Below are 15,696 nucleotides of genomic sequence, written 5' to 3' on the forward strand. Positions count from 1 at the left end.
ATCCTTTCGGGCCTGATTCCCAGTCAACCGGGGGTGTCTTTCCGGCTGTTGGGCCGTTCCGACGAGTGAGACTTTAGCGGAATCCCGGCCCCCGACCTAATCGGGGTCCCGCCCTTTCGAACGTGGATTCCTCATTCCGTAAAAGCATGCACAAACGGCACGACAAAACGGCGTCGAGCGTTTGAGTAGGTCTTGCGGAATGGTTGCCCGGGGACCGGCCAGAGGCGGCGCTCACGTCGGACAACTCGGAGAACAGTACGGATCGGCCCGGGGCGTGTCAACCTCACGCCTCGGGCCCGACGGGCAGTCAGTTGTTGTTGCCGGTGGCCAGTTCGCGGCTGCGGTCGCGGGCCGCTTCGAGGGCGGCGATGAGGGCCGCGCGGACTCCATGGCTCTCGAGCTCGCGGATCGCGTTGATCGTCGTACCCGCCGGGGACGTGACGTTCTCGCGGAGCTTCACCGGGTGTTCGCCGCTGTCACGGAGCATCGTGGCCGCGCCGATGGCGGACTGGACGATCAGGTCATGCGCCTTGTCGCGGGGCAGGCCGAGGAGGATGCCGGCGTCCGTCATCGCCTCGACCAGGTAGAAGAAGTACGCGGGGCCCGAGCCGGACAGGGCCGTGCAGGCGTCCTGCTGCGACTCCGGGACGCGCAGCGTCTTGCCCACCGAGCCGAAGATCTCCTCGGCGTGCGTGAGGTGTGCGGCGGTCGCGTGGGTGCCTGCCGAGATGACGGACATCGCCTCGTCGACGAGCGCCGGGGTGTTCGTCATGACGCGGACCACCGGAGTGCCGGGTTCCAGCTTCTCCTCGAAGAAAGTGGTGGGGATGCCCGCCGCTCCACTGATGACCAGTCGGTCGGCAGGGAGGTGCGGGGCCAGTTCCGCGAGGAGCGTGCCCATGTCCTGGGGCTTCACCGTGAGGATCAGGGTGTCGGCCTTTTCTGCCGCCTCCTGATTGCTGACCGGGGTGACGCCGTGGCGGGCGCGGAGTTCCTCGGCGCGCTCCGGGCGGCGGGCCGTGACCATGAGGTCCTCGGGTGCCCAGCCGCCCCTGATCATGCCGCTGAGCAGGGCTTCGCCGATCTTGCCCGTACCGAGTACGGCGACCTTGTGGCGCGGGTTCGGGCTCGTCTGGGTCGTCTGGCTCATGTCGGCTCGGGCCTTCCGTGTGCGCGTCGTCGTCCTGAACGCATCCTCGCATCGGGCGGGCCGGGGCCCAGGGGATGTCCGGTGGACGGACGGAAGGAAGGACGGCAGGGCGGACGGTCGCCTTCGGGGTGCGGCGCTCAGGCCGTGCGGCGGCGCAGGGTTGCCGCGCCCAGGGCCAGGACGAGGACGGCGCAGCCCGCGACGATCAGGGCGTCGCGGATATAGGTGGCGGTGAGGTCGGTGTGGCGTAGGACTTCGTTCATGCCGTCGACCGCGTAGGACATCGGGAGGACGTTCGAGACCGCTTCCAGGACGGGCTGCATTTTGTCGCGCGCGATGAACAGGCCGCAGAGGAGGAGCTGGGGGAAGATCACCGCCGGCATGAACTGGACCGCCTGGAACTCCGATGCCGCGAACGCCGAGACGAAGAGGCCCAGGGCCGTGCCCAGCAGGGCGTCCAGGAGAGCGACCAGGAGCAGTAGCCAGGCGGAGCCCGTGACGTTCAGGTCGAGGACCCAGAGGGCGAGGCCGGTGGCGAGGGCCGACTGGACGACGGCGAGGGCTCCGAAGGCCAGGGCGTAGCCGGCGATGAGGTCCGCCTTGCCGAGGGGCATGGCGAGGAGGCGTTCGAGGGTGCCGCTCGTGCGTTCGCGCAGGGTGGCGATGGAGGTCACCAGGAACATGGTGATGAGCGGGAAGATGCCGAGGAGCGAGGCACCGATGGAGTTGAAGGTGCGGGGGCTGCCGTCGAACACGTAGCGGAGAAGGAAGAGCATCACGCAGGGGACCAGGATCATCAGCGCGATGGAGCGCGGGTCGTGGCGGAGCTGGCGTAGGACTCGGGTGGCGGTGGCGGTGGTGCGGTACGTGTTCATGGCGGGCCGTCCCGGATGCGTCGGGTGTGGGGCGGGGTGGGTTCTGGGGTGCGGTCAGGGGGTGGCTGTTGCCGCGTCCACCAGGTGGAGGAAGGCCTGTTCGACCGTGGGTGAGGCCGTGGTCGTACGGAGGGCTTCGGGGGTGTCGTCGGCCAGGAGTTCGCCCTCGCGCATGAGGAGGAGGCGGTGGCAGCGTTCGGCTTCGTCCATGACGTGGGAGGAGACCAGGATCGTGGTGCCCCGGGCCGCCAGGTCGTGGAAGAGGTTCCAGAGGTCGCGGCGCAGGACCGGGTCCAGGCCGACCGTCGGCTCGTCCAGGACGAGGAGTTCGGGGGTGCCGAGGAGGGCTACGGCGAGGGAGACGCGGCTGAGCTGGCCGCCGGAGAGGTTGCCGGCGAGGGCGTCCGCGTGGGTCGTGAGGTCTACGTCCGTGAGGGCGCGGTCGACGTCCGTGCGGCGGCGTTCCGACGCGGGGCGGCCGGGGTCGAGGATCGCGGCGAAGTAGTCCAGGTTCTGACGGACCGTCAGGTCGAGGTAGACGGAGGGGGCCTGGGTGACGTAGCCGACCTGGGAGCGGAGGGCGGGGTGGCCCGCGGGGCGGCCCAGGACCTGGAGCGTGCCGGTGACCTTGGCCTGGGTGCCGACTATTGCGCGCATCAGGGTCGTCTTGCCGCAGCCCGAGGGGCCCAGGAGGCCCGTGATCTGGCCGCGCGGGACGGTGAAGTCCAGGCCGTGCAGGACGCGGCGGGGGCCGCGGGTCGCGGTGAGGGTGGTGGCCTGGATGGCGGGGTTCCGGGGGCCGGTGCCGGGAGTTTGGGGGCCCGGGGCTTTATTCATCACGTGATGAATATCCCGCTGGGGTGGGGTGGCGTCAAGGGGGGCGGCGGTTGGGGGGGCGGGGTTGGGCGGGGCGGGGTTGGGCGGGGCGGGGTTGGGGGCTTCAGCGGCGCTGGGGGTTTTGCCGTGTTGTTGGCTGAGCGCCGGTGGGGCTGTTGTGCGCCGTTCCCCGCGCCCCTTCAGGGCGATGGATCCGTTGCCGGAGTGGGAGGGGCCTGCGCATCCGCGCCGTTGGGGCTCGTGCAGCGGCGGTCGCCGGACGGCCGTGGGACTACCGCGCGCCGTTCCCCGCGCCCCTTCAAGGCGCATTACCGCGCGCCCGTTCCCCGCGCCCCTTCAGGGCAATGGATGCGTCGCCGGGTGGCAAGGGACCGGGCATGGGGTTTGTGGAAGCGGTCAGGTGTGGGCTTGGTGGCGGGTGATCGTCAGTTCCAGGGCGTAGGCGTCCTCGATCATGCCGTCGGGGAAGTGGCGCAGTAGGTGGGCTCGTTCGGTGGCCAGGATCGGGGCCGATTGTTCGGGGCCCAGGATCGCGAAGTAGGAGCGGCTGCCCAGGTGGGCCAGGTGCAGGTCTACAGGGATGCGGCGGGTCCAGTGGAGGCGGTGGAAGGTCGGGGCCGGGGGTGGGGTCAGGCCGAGTGAGGTGATGATGCCGGGGGCGTCGGTGGCGACGCCGTGGCGGTGGTAGCCGGGCAGGCGTTCCTGGAGGCGGGCCTCCTGCTCGGCGGTCCACTCGACATCCGGGTCCGGGACGTTCCACCACACGGCGAGCGCCCCGCCCGGGCGCAGCACGCGCAGCGCCTCCCGGACCGAGCGGGCCGGGTCCGTCCAGTGCCAGGACTGGGCGTACGCGACCAGGTCGACGGAGTCGTTCGCGAACGGCAGGGCCTCGCCGATGGCGCGGACGAGGGGCACGTCGGGGAGGTTCCGGCGGAGTTCGGCTCCCATGCCGGGGCCCGGTTCGACGGCGATGACGCGGGCGCCGCGGTCACGCAGCAGGCGGGTGGCGATCCCGGTGCCCGCGCCGACGTCGACGACACGCGCACGGCTCAGGTTCAGCCCCGCCGATTCCTCGATGGTGCCGAAGAGCTCGGGCGGGTAGGAGGGGCGGGCGTGGGCGTACTGGGCGGCGACCGTGTCGAAGGACAGTGCGAAGTCTGCGCTCGGAAGCGGCTGGTCCGTCATGACGTCATCGTGGCCGCACGGCGAAGGGTCTGCCAGGCTCTCAGACCCTCATGCCCTCAGGCCCTCTTCTTTCCGCTCTTGCCGGGCGCCTTCTTGGACGGGTTGCGGGTGCGTCGGGTGGTGCGGCGTTCGAACTGCTCCCGCGCGGTCTCGTACTCCTGCCTGCGCAGTTTCTCGCCCGGTGCCTCGGTCAGGCAGCGCAGGGCGTGGGCGGCGAGCACGCCGACGAAGCCGATCGTCAGGAAGCCGCGCAGCGACGCCTGGCGCTCCGGGTCGGGGCGCTGGGAGAAGCCGCTCCAGGTGCGGTTGAAGGCGAAGGCGCTGCAGATGGCGAACATGACGACGACCAGGACGTTCACGAAGGCGCCGACGTCGGCGATGGCGAGGCCCTGGTAGGCGAAGCGCAGGACGAAGCAGCCGGCCACCGCGGCGAGGAGCGCGCCCACGCCGACGGCGGCGCGGCGCAGTGCGTAGCCGCCGCTGTGGTCCACCCAGCTCGTCCCGAAGAAACGGATCTCCTCGGGACGGGGGCCGGGGGCCGGGGAGGTGCTGGGGGTGCCGGTGCCGGTTTCGTCGCTCACGGGTCGATTATCACCGGGACCGGGGGTGGATCAGGCGCAGCGGGCGGCCACGTAGCCGTCGCTGCCGGTCCTGACGTAGGCGTCGGAGATGTACTCGCCGACCCCGATGTTGTCCCAGATCTTGGTGGTGCCGTACGGGCCCGTGACGGTCTGGCCGGGTTTCTGGCAGTTGATCGTCACGCGCGCGCCCTTCGGCAGGGTGCGCACCACGCGGTACTGGGTGCCGGGTCCGCTGCGGACGTTCACGTTGTAGCCCGGGGCCACCGGGTAGGGGCCGGCGGCGGCGACCGCCATGGTCACCGTCTCCGTCACCGCCTCGACCACTGCCTCCGTCACCGCCTTCGTCACCGTCTCCGTCACCGTCTCCGTCACCGCTTCCGCCCCTGTCTCCGTATCCGTCTCGGGCGTCGTGTTTGCTATGTCCTCGACCGCCATGTCCGTCTCCCCCGTCGATCGTCGAACGGGGCTCGTTCAGCGTTCGTTGAGGCCCCGTTGAAGTGGTTGTGCTCAGCTGGCTTCCGTACGGAACGGTACGGACAGCTGTCGCACTCTCGTAGAACGCGGAGGCTAGCAAGCCCCACCGGTCCCGTACGAAGCATCGACTAGGCTCCGTGCGTCGCGCGAGCACGTAGATCGCGTACGAGGTCAGGAACGGGATCGGGCGCCACGATCACCACGATCATGACGATCACGACGACATCCACGGGGGTGGACATGCCGTCACGGCCGAGCATCGGGCCCGACGCGGAAGCGGAACTTCCGGAGTATGCCGGGCACTACCGTCTTGAGGAGCGCCTGGGAGCGGGCGGCATGGGCGTCGTGCATCTGGCGCGCTCCTCGGCCGGGCTGCCGCTGGCGGTGAAGGTGGTGCATGCCGAGTTCGCCAAGGACCCCGAGTTCAGGGGGCGTTTCCGGCAGGAGGTGGCGGCCGCGCGGCGGGTCAGCGGGGCGTTCACGGCGTCCGTGGTGGATGCCGACCCCGATGCCGACCGGCCGTGGATGGCGACGCTGTACATCCCGGGCCCGACCCTCGCCGACCACGTCAAGCGGAACGGGCCGCTGACGCCCGCGCAGCTGCGGCACGTCACCGCGGGCCTGGCCGAGGCGCTGCGGGACATCCATCGCGTCGGCGTGGTGCACCGGGATCTGAAGCCCAGCAACGTGCTGCTGGCGGAGGACAGCCCCAAGGTCATCGACTTCGGCATCTCGCGGCCGAAGGACAGTGAACTGCGCACCGAGACCGGGAAGCTGATCGGCACGCCGCCGTTCATGGCGCCCGAGCAGTTCCGCCGGCCACGTGAAGTCGGCCCGGCGGCCGATGTGTTCGCCCTCGGGTCGGTCCTCGTGCACGCGGCGACCGGCCGCGGTCCCTTCGACTCGGACAGCCCGTACCTCGTCGCCTACCAGGTCGTGCACGACGAACCGGACGTGACGGGCGTGCCGGAGGAGCTGGCGCCGCTGGTGCTGCGCTGCCTCGCCAAGGAGCCGGAGGACCGGCCCACCCCCGACGAGCTGATGACCGAGATGCGCGCTATGTCGGCGCGCTACGACACGCAGTCGTTCGCTGCCCAGTCGTTCGCGCAGTACGGGCGCGAGGCGTTCATACCGGCACAGCGGAGGCCGTCGGAGGCGAGTGAGCCCCAGGAGGTACGTGAGCCCTGGGGGGCGTCGGAGGTCAGTGGGCCCTCGGCGGCGCGTGAGTCCTCGGGGGCGCCGGAGGTCAGTGGGTCCTTGGCGGCACGTGAGTCGGGGGCGTCGGAGGTCAGTGGGTCCCTGGCGGCGTCGGAGTCTTCTGCGTCCCCGCGGCGCCTGCGGACGCGTATCGGCGCGGCCGTCGCCGGTGCTCTGGCGCTGGGCGGTGCGCTCGCTCTGACGCTGACGTCGCTCCCGCCGAGCGACGACGATCTCGGCTCGCGTACGGAACAGGCCGGTGCGCACGCGTCGTTCCGGGCCTGGAGCCGGCAGCTCGGTTCGGGGGCCGCGCCCGTGTGCTCGTACGGAAAGGATGCGCTGAGCTGTACGGCGCCGGGCGTGCTCGCCGCGTCGCTGGATCCGCGGAACGGGAAGGTGCTGTGGCTGCGCAAGGCGTCCGGCACCGTCACCAACGACGGCAGCGCTGCCGGCAGCGCGCCGGCGCCCGTACTGTCGGGCGGCCTGCTCCAGGTCGTCGCCCCGGACGGCGCGCGCCTCCTCGCGCTCGATCCGGCGACCGGGGAGACCCGCTGGTCGATGGGGGTGTCGGCCTACGAGGGGCAGGTGCAGCCCGTAGGCGACACCGTGCTGCTGGCCGCGCCCGACGGGACGCTGACCGCGATCGACGCCGGAACGGGTGAGCAGCGCTGGCGGCACCGTCTGCCGATGACGCGGCCGGTGCTCTCGTACGCCGGCGGAGACCTGGCCTACGTGACGACTCCGGCTGCGGACGGGGTGAACACCCAGGTGAGCGCGGTGGATCCGGCGACGGGCGCGGTCCGCTGGCAGCATCGTTCGCCGGGGACGGCCACTCCGGTGGGAGTGACCGACGATACGGTCTGGTGCACTCAGCGTGCCGCGGACGGCGCGACGGTGGCGCTGGTCGGGCACCGCCTCGCCGACGGCGCGGTCGCACGACGCGTACCGCTCGCGCTGCCGTTGCCTCAGGCGACGGCGACCGTGCACGACGGAAAGGCCTATCTGCTCGCCGCGGGCGGGGGCCTGGTGGCGCAGGACCTGGTGTCGGGGAAGCAGCTGTGGCGCTCGGAGACCTCGGTCAGCAGGGGCTCGGCGCCGGGCGTCGACGAGCGGGGCCGGGTCTATGTGACGGCTCCCGACGGCCGCCTCCTGGCCATGGCGCCCGGCAACGGCAAGCCCCTCGGCCAGACGCGCTCACGGCCCGGCGACCGGTCCGACCGGGTGGTGGCCGAGCTGGCGACGCCGGTCGTGGCCGGTGAGCGGGTCTACGGGAGCGCGCCGGACGGCACGGTTTTCGGGGCGGACGGCGCCCGCCCCGAAAACTGGTGACTGTCTACAACTGGTGACGGTCTACAACTGGTGACGGTCTACAACTGGTGACGGTCTACAACTGGTGACGGTCTACAACTGGTGACGGTCTACAACTGGTGACTGTCTACGGGACTACAGGTCAGCCCAGTTTGGAGACGTCGCGGACCGCGCCCCGGTCGGCGCTGGTGGCCATCGCCGCGTACGCGCGCAGCGCCGCGGAGACCTTGCGCTCGCGCGCCTTGGGGGCGTAGACGCCGCCCAGGGCCTCGCGGCGGGCGGCCAGCTCCTCGTCGGACACGAGCAGTTCGATCGTCCGGCCGGGGATGTCGATACGGACGCGGTCGCCGTCCTCGACGAGCGCGATGGTGCCGCCGGCGGCCGCCTCGGGCGAGGCGTGACCGATGGACAGACCCGACGTACCGCCGGAGAAGCGGCCGTCCGTGACGAGCGCGCACGCCTTGCCCAGACCCCGGCCCTTCAGGTACGAGGTCGGGTAGAGCATCTCCTGCATGCCGGGGCCGCCCTTGGGGCCCTCGTAGCGGATGACGACGACGTCGCCCTCCTTGACCTGCTTGAGCAGGATCTTCTCGACGGCCTCCTCCTGCGACTCGCAGACGACGGCCGGGCCCTCGAAGGTCCAGATGGACTCGTCGACGCCGGCGGTCTTCACGACGCAGCCGTCCTCGGCGATGTTGCCCTTGAGGACGGCGAGGCCGCCGTCCTTCGAGTAGGCGTGGGCGACGTCACGGATGCAGCCGCCGGCCGCGTCGGTGTCGAGGGTGTCCCACCGCTCGGACTGCGAGAAGGCCTCGGCGGAGCGCTTGCAGCCGGGGGCGGCGTGCCACAGTTCGACGGCCTCATCGGAGGGCGAACCCCCGCGGACGTCCCACGTGTCCAGCCACTCCTTGATGGACGGGGAGTGGACGGTGTGCACGTCCTCGTTGAGCAGTCCGCCGCGGTACAGCTCGCCGAGGATCGCGGGGATACCGCCGGCGCGGTGCACGTCCTCCATGTAGTACGTGCCACCGGGCGCCACGTTCGGGGCGACCTTCGACAGGCACGGGACACGGCGCGAGACGGCGTCCATGTCGGCCAGCGTGTAGTCGAGCTCGGCCTCCTGCGCCGCGGCGAGCAGGTGCAGGATCGTGTTGGTGGAGCCGCCCATGGAGATGTCGAGCGCCATGGCGTTGTCGAAAGCGGCGCGGGTGGCGATGGAGCGCGGCAGGACCGAGTCGTCGTCACCGTCGTAGTACCGCTTGGCGATCTCCACGACCGTGGCGCCCGCCCGCTCGTACAGCGCCTTGCGGGCGGTGTGCGTGGCGAGGACGGAGCCGTTGCCCGGCAGGGAGAGGCCGATGGCCTCGGTCAGGCAGTTCATGGAGTTGGCGGTGAACATGCCGGAGCAGGAGCCGCACGTCGGACAGGCGTTCTCCTCGATACGGAGGATGTCCTCGTCGGAGACGCTCTCGTCGACGGCATCGGAGATCGCGTTGACGAGATCCAGCTTGCGCACGGTGCCGTCGACGAGCGTGGCCTTGCCGGCCTCCATGGGGCCGCCGGAGACGAAGACCGTCGGGATGTTGAGCCGCAGGGCGGCGTTGAGCATGCCCGGGGTGATCTTGTCGCAGTTGGAGATGCAGACGAGGGCGTCCGCGCAGTGCGCCTCGACCATGTACTCGACGGAGTCGGCGATCAGGTCGCGGGACGGCAGGCTGTAGAGCATGCCGCCGTGTCCCATGGCGATGCCGTCGTCGACGGCGATGGTGTTGAACTCCCGGGGGATACCGCCCGCGGCGCGCACGGCGTCGCTGACGATGCGGCCCACCGGGGCCAGGTGCGTGTGTCCCGGCACGAACTCGGTGAACGAGTTGGCCACGGCGATGATCGGCTTCCGGCCGATGTCCGCACCGGGTACACCGGAGGCGCGCATAAGGGCGCGTGCGCCCGCCATGTTGCGGCCGTGGGTGACTGTGCGGGACCTCAGCTCGGGCATCGTCGCTCGCTCCTTCAGACGGAAATCACTGCGCCTGCCGACCGAATGGTCGGACAGATAAGCCAGACAGATAAATCAGGAAGACAAGTCAGGAAGACAAGTCAGGCAGAAAAGACTGCGTCCGACCCTACGCCGCCACTCCAAGATCCGGACATCATGTCCATATAATGGGATTCGCGTCTCATGGGAGTGCCCCGGACGTTGCAATGCCGGCCCGGACGTTCTACTCGCCGGCCCGGACGTTTCACTCGCCGGTCAGATGTCCCTGTACGACGGGAGCGAGCCGGGCCACGAGAACCTCGAGGTCCGCCGACGCCAAGGGCTCGACCTTGATCACGTACCGGAGCATGGCGGTGCCCACCAGCTGGGCGGCGGCCAGCGAGACGCGCAGCTCGGCCTCCTGCTCCGGCAGGTCGAGACGGCGTCCGATGCGGGCCAGGAGCTGGGCGGCGACGAGCCGGCGGAAGACGCCGGCGGCCACCTCGTTGTTGACCGCGGAGCGCACGACGGCGAGGATCGGCGCGCGGGTCGCGGGGTTCTCCCAGACGCCGAAGATGAACCGGGTCAGCCGCTCGCCGATCCCGTCCAGCGGCCCGTCCTCCACGGCGGCGGGCGCTTCGAAGGCGGGCGCGAGGACCGTCTCGACCGACGCGGCGAAGACCTGCTCCTTGGTACCGAAGTAGTGATGCACCAGCGCGGAGTCGACTCCGGCCGCCTTCGCGATGCCCCGTACGGACGTCTTCTCGTACCCCCGCTCGCCGAACTCCTCCCGCGCCGAGGCGAGGATCCGCTCCCGCGTGCCGGGCCCGCCCCCGCTCTCCGTACGAGAGGGCCGCCCCCGACGCCGTCCAGGTTCGCTCATGAACGGGGCACTCGCACCGCGGAGGCCAGTTGCAGCCGCGTGAAGGCGAGCGCCTCGGCGAGATCCGCCTCACGTTCGGCGCTGGACATGGCCCGCCGCGTATTGACCTCGATGACGACATGCCCGTCGAACCCGCTGCCGGCCAGCCGCTCCAGCAGCTCGGCGCACGGCTGGGTGCCGCGGCCCGGCACCAGGTGCTCGTCCTTGTTCGACCCGTTCCCGTCGGCCAGGTGCACGTGTCCCAGCCGGTCGCCCATCCGGTCGACCATCTGCATGGCATCGGTCCGGGCGGTGGCGGTGTGACTCAGGTCGACGGTGAAGTGCCGGTAATCGTCCTTGGTGACGTCCCAGTCGGGGGCGTACGCGAGCATCTCGCGGTCCCGGTACCGCCACGGATACATGTTCTCGACGGCGAAGCGCACATCCGTCTCGTCGGCCATGCGCCATACGCCGTTGACGAAGTCCCGGGCGTAATTGCGCTGCCAACGGAAGGGCGGGTGCACCACGACGGTCGATGCGCCGAGCTTCTCCGCCGCGGCCTTTGCGCGCTGCAGTTTCACCCAGGGGTCCGTGGACCACACCCGCTGTGTGATCAGCAGACATGGCGCGTGTACGGCCAGGATCGGGATCCGGTGGTAGTCGCTCAGCCGGCGCAGTGCCTCGATGTCCTGGCTCACGGGGTCGGTCCAGACCATGACCTCTACGCCGTCGTAGCCCAGGCGTGCGGCGATCTCGAAGGCCGTTGCCGTCGACTCCGGATACACCGAGGCGGTCGACAGGGCGACCTTCGCATCCGGGATGCGCACCACTGGTTCTGCCACGCAGACAGAGTACGGGCCCGCGCCCGGCGGCGGGGAAGTGGTCCTGCCCCCACCCCGGGCTCCGCCCAAGCCCCCAGGTCAGGCCCCCGCCCCTTCTCGCACCCCCCGGGGCTCCGCCCCAGCCCCCGCTCCTCAATCGCCGGAGGGGCTGGGGTGGCACAGCCGGAGGGGGCTGGAATGGGAACAGTCGCGGAGGGGTGGGATTGCCAGGCACCCGGCGCTGGGGCGAAGCCCCGGGGCTCTGCCCCGGCCCCCGCTCCTCAATCGCCGGAGGGGCTTGGGTGGGGGGGGCGGCCGCAGGGGCTTGGAAGAACGACGTCGGCGGACAGGTAGGGGACAACGGGAGGGGGTGGGCGGGGTATGTCCGCGCGCAGCACCCCTGCCCCTGACCGCGGCGGCCGAAGCAAGCAGCGATGACATCGAGATGGCGAGCACGGACATACCCCGACCGCCCCCGTACCCGACCACACACCTATTGGATCGAACCCGACAGCCGCCGACGAAACAGCAACCGGCCACCCTCCATTCACGCGAACGCGACCGCGACCGCGACCGCGAAGGAAAGGAAGAGAGTCACGCCCCCGGCAAGTGATCCAGCCGCCGCAGGATGACACCCTCCCGCAGCGCCCAGGGACAGACCTCCAACGTCTCCACCCCGAACAGATCCATCGCCCCCTCAGCCACCAACGCCCCCGCAAGCAACTGCCCGGCCCGCCCCTCCGACACCCCCGGCAACTCCGCCCGCTCAGAAACAGTCATCGCCCCGAGCCTCGGCACCCAGTCCTCCAAAGACTTCCGCTTCAACTCGCGCTGAACATAGGCCCCCTCCGTGGACCGAGCCGCCCCCGCCAGCCGAGCCAACTGCTTGAACGTCTTCGACGTAGCCACCACATGATCCGCCGCCCCGAACCGGCTGAACTCCCCCACGGTCCGAGCGATCTGCGCCCGCACATGCCGCCGCAGCGCCTTCACGTCCGCCGGATCCGCCGGATCCCCCGGCAGCCAGGAGGCCGTCAGCCGCCCGGCCCCGAGCGGCAGCGACACCACCGCGTCCGGCTCCTCGTCTATCCCGTAGGCGATCTCCAGCGACCCGCCGCCGATATCGAGGACGAGCAGCTTCCCGGCGGACCACCCGAACCACCGCCGCACGGCGAGGAACGTGAGCCGCGCCTCCTCCGCCCCGCTCAGCACCCGCAGCTCGACCCCGGTCTCGGCCTTCACGCGGGCCAGTACCTCGTCCGCGTTGCTCGCGTCGCGCACGGCGGACGTGGCGAACGGCAGCAGATCCTCGACGCCCTTGTCCTCGGCGGCCTCCAGGGCGCCACGGACCGTACCGACCAACTGCTCGACCCCGTCGGCCCCGATCGCCCCCCGCTCGTCGAGGAGTTGAGCGAGGCGCAACTCGGCCTTGTGCGAGTGCGCGGGCAGTGGACGGGCACCCCTGTGCGCGTCCACCACGAGCAGATGAACCGTATTCGAACCCACGTCGAGGACACCGAGTCTCATATAGGGAACGCTACTGCGCCCACGTGCTCGACCATCCGCCGCAGAGGTCTTCCCGTCCCCCTCGACGCGCTTACTCTGGAACGGTGCCAAAGACGAAAAAGGCCAAGGCCGACAAGAGCGACAAGAAGACAAAGTCGGCAAAGCAGAAGCAGGTGAAGCAGTCCCCGAAGGAAATCCAGCCGTCACAGCCGCTCCTCCAGATCCAGCCGAAGCGACCGGACCAGCCGGGCCGGCCGGACGAGAAGGGGATCGACTTCCCGCGCGCGTGGGTCGAGTTCCCCGATCCGGCCGACGACGAGCAGGTGTTCCGCTGTGATCTGACATGGCTGACCTCTCGCTGGAGCTGCATCTTCGGCAGCGGCTGCCAGGGCATCCAGGCGGGCCGCGCGGACGACGGCTGCTGCACTCTGGGCGCGCATTTCTCGGACAAGGACGACGAGAAGCGCGTGGCGGGGTTCGTGGAGCGCCTCACGCCCGACATCTGGCAGCACCACGACGTGGGCACGAAGACGGGCTGGGTGTCGAAGGACGAGGACGGGGAGCGCCAGACCCGCCCGTACGAGGGCTCGTGCATCTTCCAGAACCGTCCGGGCTTCGAGGGCGGCGCGGGCTGCTCGCTGCACATCCTGGCGCTGCGGGAGGGCCGCGAGCCGCTGGAGACGAAGCCGGACGTGTGCTGGCAGCTTCCGGTGCGCCGTACCTATGAGTGGATCGACCGCCCGGACGACACGCGGGTGCTTCAGGTATCGATCGGCGAGTACGACCGGCGCGGCTGGGGCCCGGGCGGCCACGACCTGCACTGGTGGTGCACGTCGGCGACCTCGGCGCACGGCGCGGGCGACCCGGTGTACGTCTCGTACGGTCCGGAGCTGACGGAGCTGCTGGGCAAGGACGGCTACGCCAAGCTGGTCGAGCTGTGCGAGGAGCGCCTGGCGGCGACGGCGAAGGGCCTCCCCTTGACGGCACCGCACCCGGCGGACCCGGTGTCCCCGAGCTCGACCGAGTAAGAAGCACCGACCGGCACACCGCAGCAACGAACGCCTACGCCTACGAAGACTGCGGCGGCGAAGAGTCCCCGGGCCCCGATGGATCCGAGGGCGCGGGCGAGGAGTCGCTCGGTGTCGGATCGGGCCCCGGGGACGTGGGGTCCGGCCCGGGCGAGCTCGGATCGGGGTTGGAGGGCGACGGATCGCCGGGGTCGGTCGAGGGATCCGACGGCGACGGGCCGGTCGGGTCGGGATCCGGCTGACCGGTGCCGGGCCCATGACCGTGCCCGGGCCCATGACCGTGGCCATGACCCGGCCCGTGCCCGGGATGGCCGCTGCCCCAGCGCCCGTACCCCTCGATGGAGATGACGGCGCCGGACGGGTCGATCCCGACGCGCGCGCTCCAGTGCCCGCGAGGCTCCTGGTCCTGGTCGACGTAGACCTGGATGGTGACGGATCCGCCGGGTTGCAGGGTGCCCGAGGAGCGGCTCAGGTACAGCCAGGAGGCGCCGGTGCGGGCGGACCAGTGGACGGCGGAACTGCCGGACGCGGTCAGCGTGATGAGGGTCGTGCCCCCGCTGGGCTGCGCCTCCACGGTGAGCCGTCCGGGGCCGGTGCCCGCGCGCGTGGGAGGCGAGATCACCTCTACGGAGACGTCGGGTGAGCGGCTGCCGGCGGTGAAGCGGGGGTCGGGGGTGGTGCTGGCGTTGCCCGCGTTCTCGTAGGCGTCGCCCGAGTGCTCGCCGTCGAGGGCGCCGGGTCCGCCCACTTCGCCGGCGCTGATGGAGCGCCCGTCGGTGCCCTCGCCGGTCTGGGGTGCGCCTCGGTAGGCGGCCCACAGGGCGATGACGGGGGCGGCGACGACGGTGGCGACCACGGTGGTCGTCACGGCCCGGGAGCGCAGCCGGTCGCGGCGGGCCGCCCGGTCCTTGGGGTCCATCGGGAAGCCACGCCGGTCGAAGCGGGGCGCGCTGCCGGGGTGCGGGGCGTGCATCGCGCGGTGCAGGGCGGCGCGGGGCGCCTCGACGAGGGGCAGCGCGGCGGGGGTCACGGAGGTGCCGGGCCAGGAGCCGGGGGCGGCGCGCTCGGCGGTGCGGCGGCAGCGCGGGCAGTCGTCGACGTGCCGGACCAGCTCGCGCCGCAGGGCGGAGGAGAGCAGCAGCTGGTTGTCCCCGGTGAGGCGGGCGACGCTGGGGCAGGTGCCGGTCTCCACGACGGCGAGTGCGGCGCGGGTGCGCTCGACCTCGCAGGCGGCGGCCGCGAGCAGCTCGCGGGTGACGCCGGGGTCGGTGCCGAGGACGGCCGCGACCTCGCGCGGCGACAGCTGGTGGCGCACCGCCAGTTCGAGTGCCTCGCGCTGCTCGGGGGTGGTGCCGGCGGCTTCGGGCCAGGCGAGCTGGGCGAGCTGGCGGCGGCGCTCTTCTTGCAGGAGGGCGTCTTCGGGTGCGGCGCTCGGGGCGGTGCTCTCCGGGGGTGCGGGCGGGCGCTTGCCGGAGGCGTGGGTGTGCTGCCGTCTGCGCTTGGCCTCGGCGAGGCGGCGCAGGCAGGACCAGCGGGCGAGCGCGTACAGCCAGGCTCTGCGGTCGGCCTCGGAGTCGGCGGCCGGGGCGCGGGAGCCGCGGCGCTCGGCGAGGGCGAGGGCGTCCCCGAGGGCGGCGGTCGCCTCCTCGTGGTCGCAGAGCACGGAGAGGCAGTACGTGAACAGGCCGTCCAGACACGGCTCGTAGCGAGCGGGCGGGCGCTGCTGAACAGCGCGCGTCACCGGCCGCCTCGTCCCGGCGCGGTGCGCCCGGTGTGCGCCGGTGGGGTGGGTGGGGGTTTCCGGCCTGCTGCTCATCACCCGTGCGACCGTAGGCGGCGGACAGGGGCCTCTTCCGTCCCCTTGAGCACTTTTAATCCTTACGGGTGAAACGATCCC

The 15,696-nt window shown here is 71.3% G+C and carries 13 protein-coding genes; 2 read left to right on the forward strand and 11 right to left on the reverse strand.

Going from position 1 to position 15,696, the window contains the following annotated elements; all coding sequences use genetic code 11:
* Positions 1-307 precede the first annotated feature (307 nt).
* The 6 genes from proC to ABD366_RS40565 all read right to left on the reverse strand — a co-directional run bounded on the left by proC (position 308) and on the right by ABD366_RS40565 (position 5,063).
* Positions 308-1,150 (reverse strand): pyrroline-5-carboxylate reductase, encoded by an 843-nt coding sequence (gene proC, locus ABD366_RS40540; RefSeq protein WP_324769395.1) that lies wholly within the window; start codon positions 1,148-1,150, stop codon positions 308-310.
* Positions 1,151-1,287: 137 nt separating this feature from the next.
* On the reverse strand, positions 1,288-2,025 hold the full coding sequence (locus ABD366_RS40545) for an ABC transporter permease (protein WP_324769396.1): 738 nt from the start codon (positions 2,023-2,025) through the stop codon (positions 1,288-1,290).
* 54 nt (positions 2,026-2,079) lie between these two features.
* Positions 2,080-2,862 (reverse strand): ABC transporter ATP-binding protein, encoded by a 783-nt coding sequence (locus tag ABD366_RS40550; RefSeq protein WP_324769397.1) that lies wholly within the window; start codon positions 2,860-2,862, stop codon positions 2,080-2,082.
* Positions 2,863-3,258: 396 nt separating this feature from the next.
* A complete protein-coding gene (locus ABD366_RS40555; RefSeq protein ID WP_324769399.1) occupies positions 3,259-4,047 on the reverse strand; it encodes a class I SAM-dependent methyltransferase in 789 nt (262 codons plus the stop codon).
* A 56-nt stretch (positions 4,048-4,103) separates the two neighbouring features.
* The gene (locus ABD366_RS40560; protein WP_324769401.1) at positions 4,104-4,628 is read right to left on the reverse strand and encodes an EamA/RhaT family transporter; all 525 of its coding nucleotides are present in this window, start codon (positions 4,626-4,628) and stop codon (positions 4,104-4,106) included.
* 30 nt (positions 4,629-4,658) lie between these two features.
* On the reverse strand, positions 4,659-5,063 hold the full coding sequence (locus tag ABD366_RS40565) for an SH3 domain-containing protein (RefSeq protein WP_324769402.1): 405 nt from the start codon (positions 5,061-5,063) through the stop codon (positions 4,659-4,661).
* 279 nt (positions 5,064-5,342) lie between these two features.
* Between ABD366_RS40565 and ABD366_RS40570 the strand changes: the two genes are divergently transcribed.
* On the forward strand, positions 5,343-7,628 hold the full coding sequence (locus tag ABD366_RS40570; RefSeq protein WP_324769404.1) for a serine/threonine-protein kinase: 2,286 nt from the start codon (positions 5,343-5,345) through the stop codon (positions 7,626-7,628).
* Positions 7,629-7,749: 121 nt separating this feature from the next.
* Here the strand turns inward: ABD366_RS40570 and ilvD are convergent, their stop codons facing one another.
* The 4 genes from ilvD to ABD366_RS40590 all read right to left on the reverse strand — a co-directional run bounded on the left by ilvD (position 7,750) and on the right by ABD366_RS40590 (position 12,792).
* Positions 7,750-9,603, reverse strand: a complete 1,854-nt coding sequence (ilvD, locus tag ABD366_RS40575; RefSeq protein ID WP_324769405.1) for a dihydroxy-acid dehydratase — start codon at positions 9,601-9,603, stop codon at positions 7,750-7,752.
* 244 nt (positions 9,604-9,847) lie between these two features.
* Positions 9,848-10,465 carry a TetR/AcrR family transcriptional regulator gene (locus tag ABD366_RS40580; RefSeq protein ID WP_324769406.1) on the reverse strand — a complete coding sequence of 206 codons (618 nt, stop codon included), beginning with the start codon at positions 10,463-10,465 and terminating at the stop codon, positions 9,848-9,850.
* Positions 10,462-11,286, reverse strand: coding sequence for a sugar phosphate isomerase/epimerase family protein (locus ABD366_RS40585; RefSeq protein WP_324769407.1), 825 nt, complete (start codon positions 11,284-11,286; stop codon positions 10,462-10,464). Before ABD366_RS40585 ends, ABD366_RS40580 begins: the two co-directional genes overlap by 4 nt.
* Before the next feature lie 573 nt (positions 11,287-11,859).
* Positions 11,860-12,792 (reverse strand): Ppx/GppA family phosphatase, encoded by a 933-nt coding sequence (locus ABD366_RS40590; protein ID WP_324770681.1) that lies wholly within the window; start codon positions 12,790-12,792, stop codon positions 11,860-11,862.
* Positions 12,793-12,875: 83 nt separating this feature from the next.
* Between ABD366_RS40590 and ABD366_RS40595 the strand changes: the two genes are divergently transcribed.
* Positions 12,876-13,799 carry a DUF3109 family protein gene (locus ABD366_RS40595; protein ID WP_324770680.1) on the forward strand — a complete coding sequence of 308 codons (924 nt, stop codon included), beginning with the start codon at positions 12,876-12,878 and terminating at the stop codon, positions 13,797-13,799.
* A gap of 40 nt (positions 13,800-13,839) precedes the next feature.
* On the opposite strand, the gene ABD366_RS40600 is transcribed toward ABD366_RS40595, so the two are convergent.
* Complete coding sequence (locus ABD366_RS40600) at positions 13,840-15,615, reverse strand: BACON domain-containing protein (RefSeq protein WP_344443479.1); 1,776 nt, start codon at positions 15,613-15,615, stop codon at positions 13,840-13,842.
* Positions 15,616-15,696 lie beyond the last annotated feature (81 nt).

The organism is Streptomyces kunmingensis (genome assembly GCF_039533535.1).
GTDB lineage: Bacteria > Actinomycetota > Actinomycetes > Streptomycetales > Streptomycetaceae > Streptomyces > Streptomyces kunmingensis.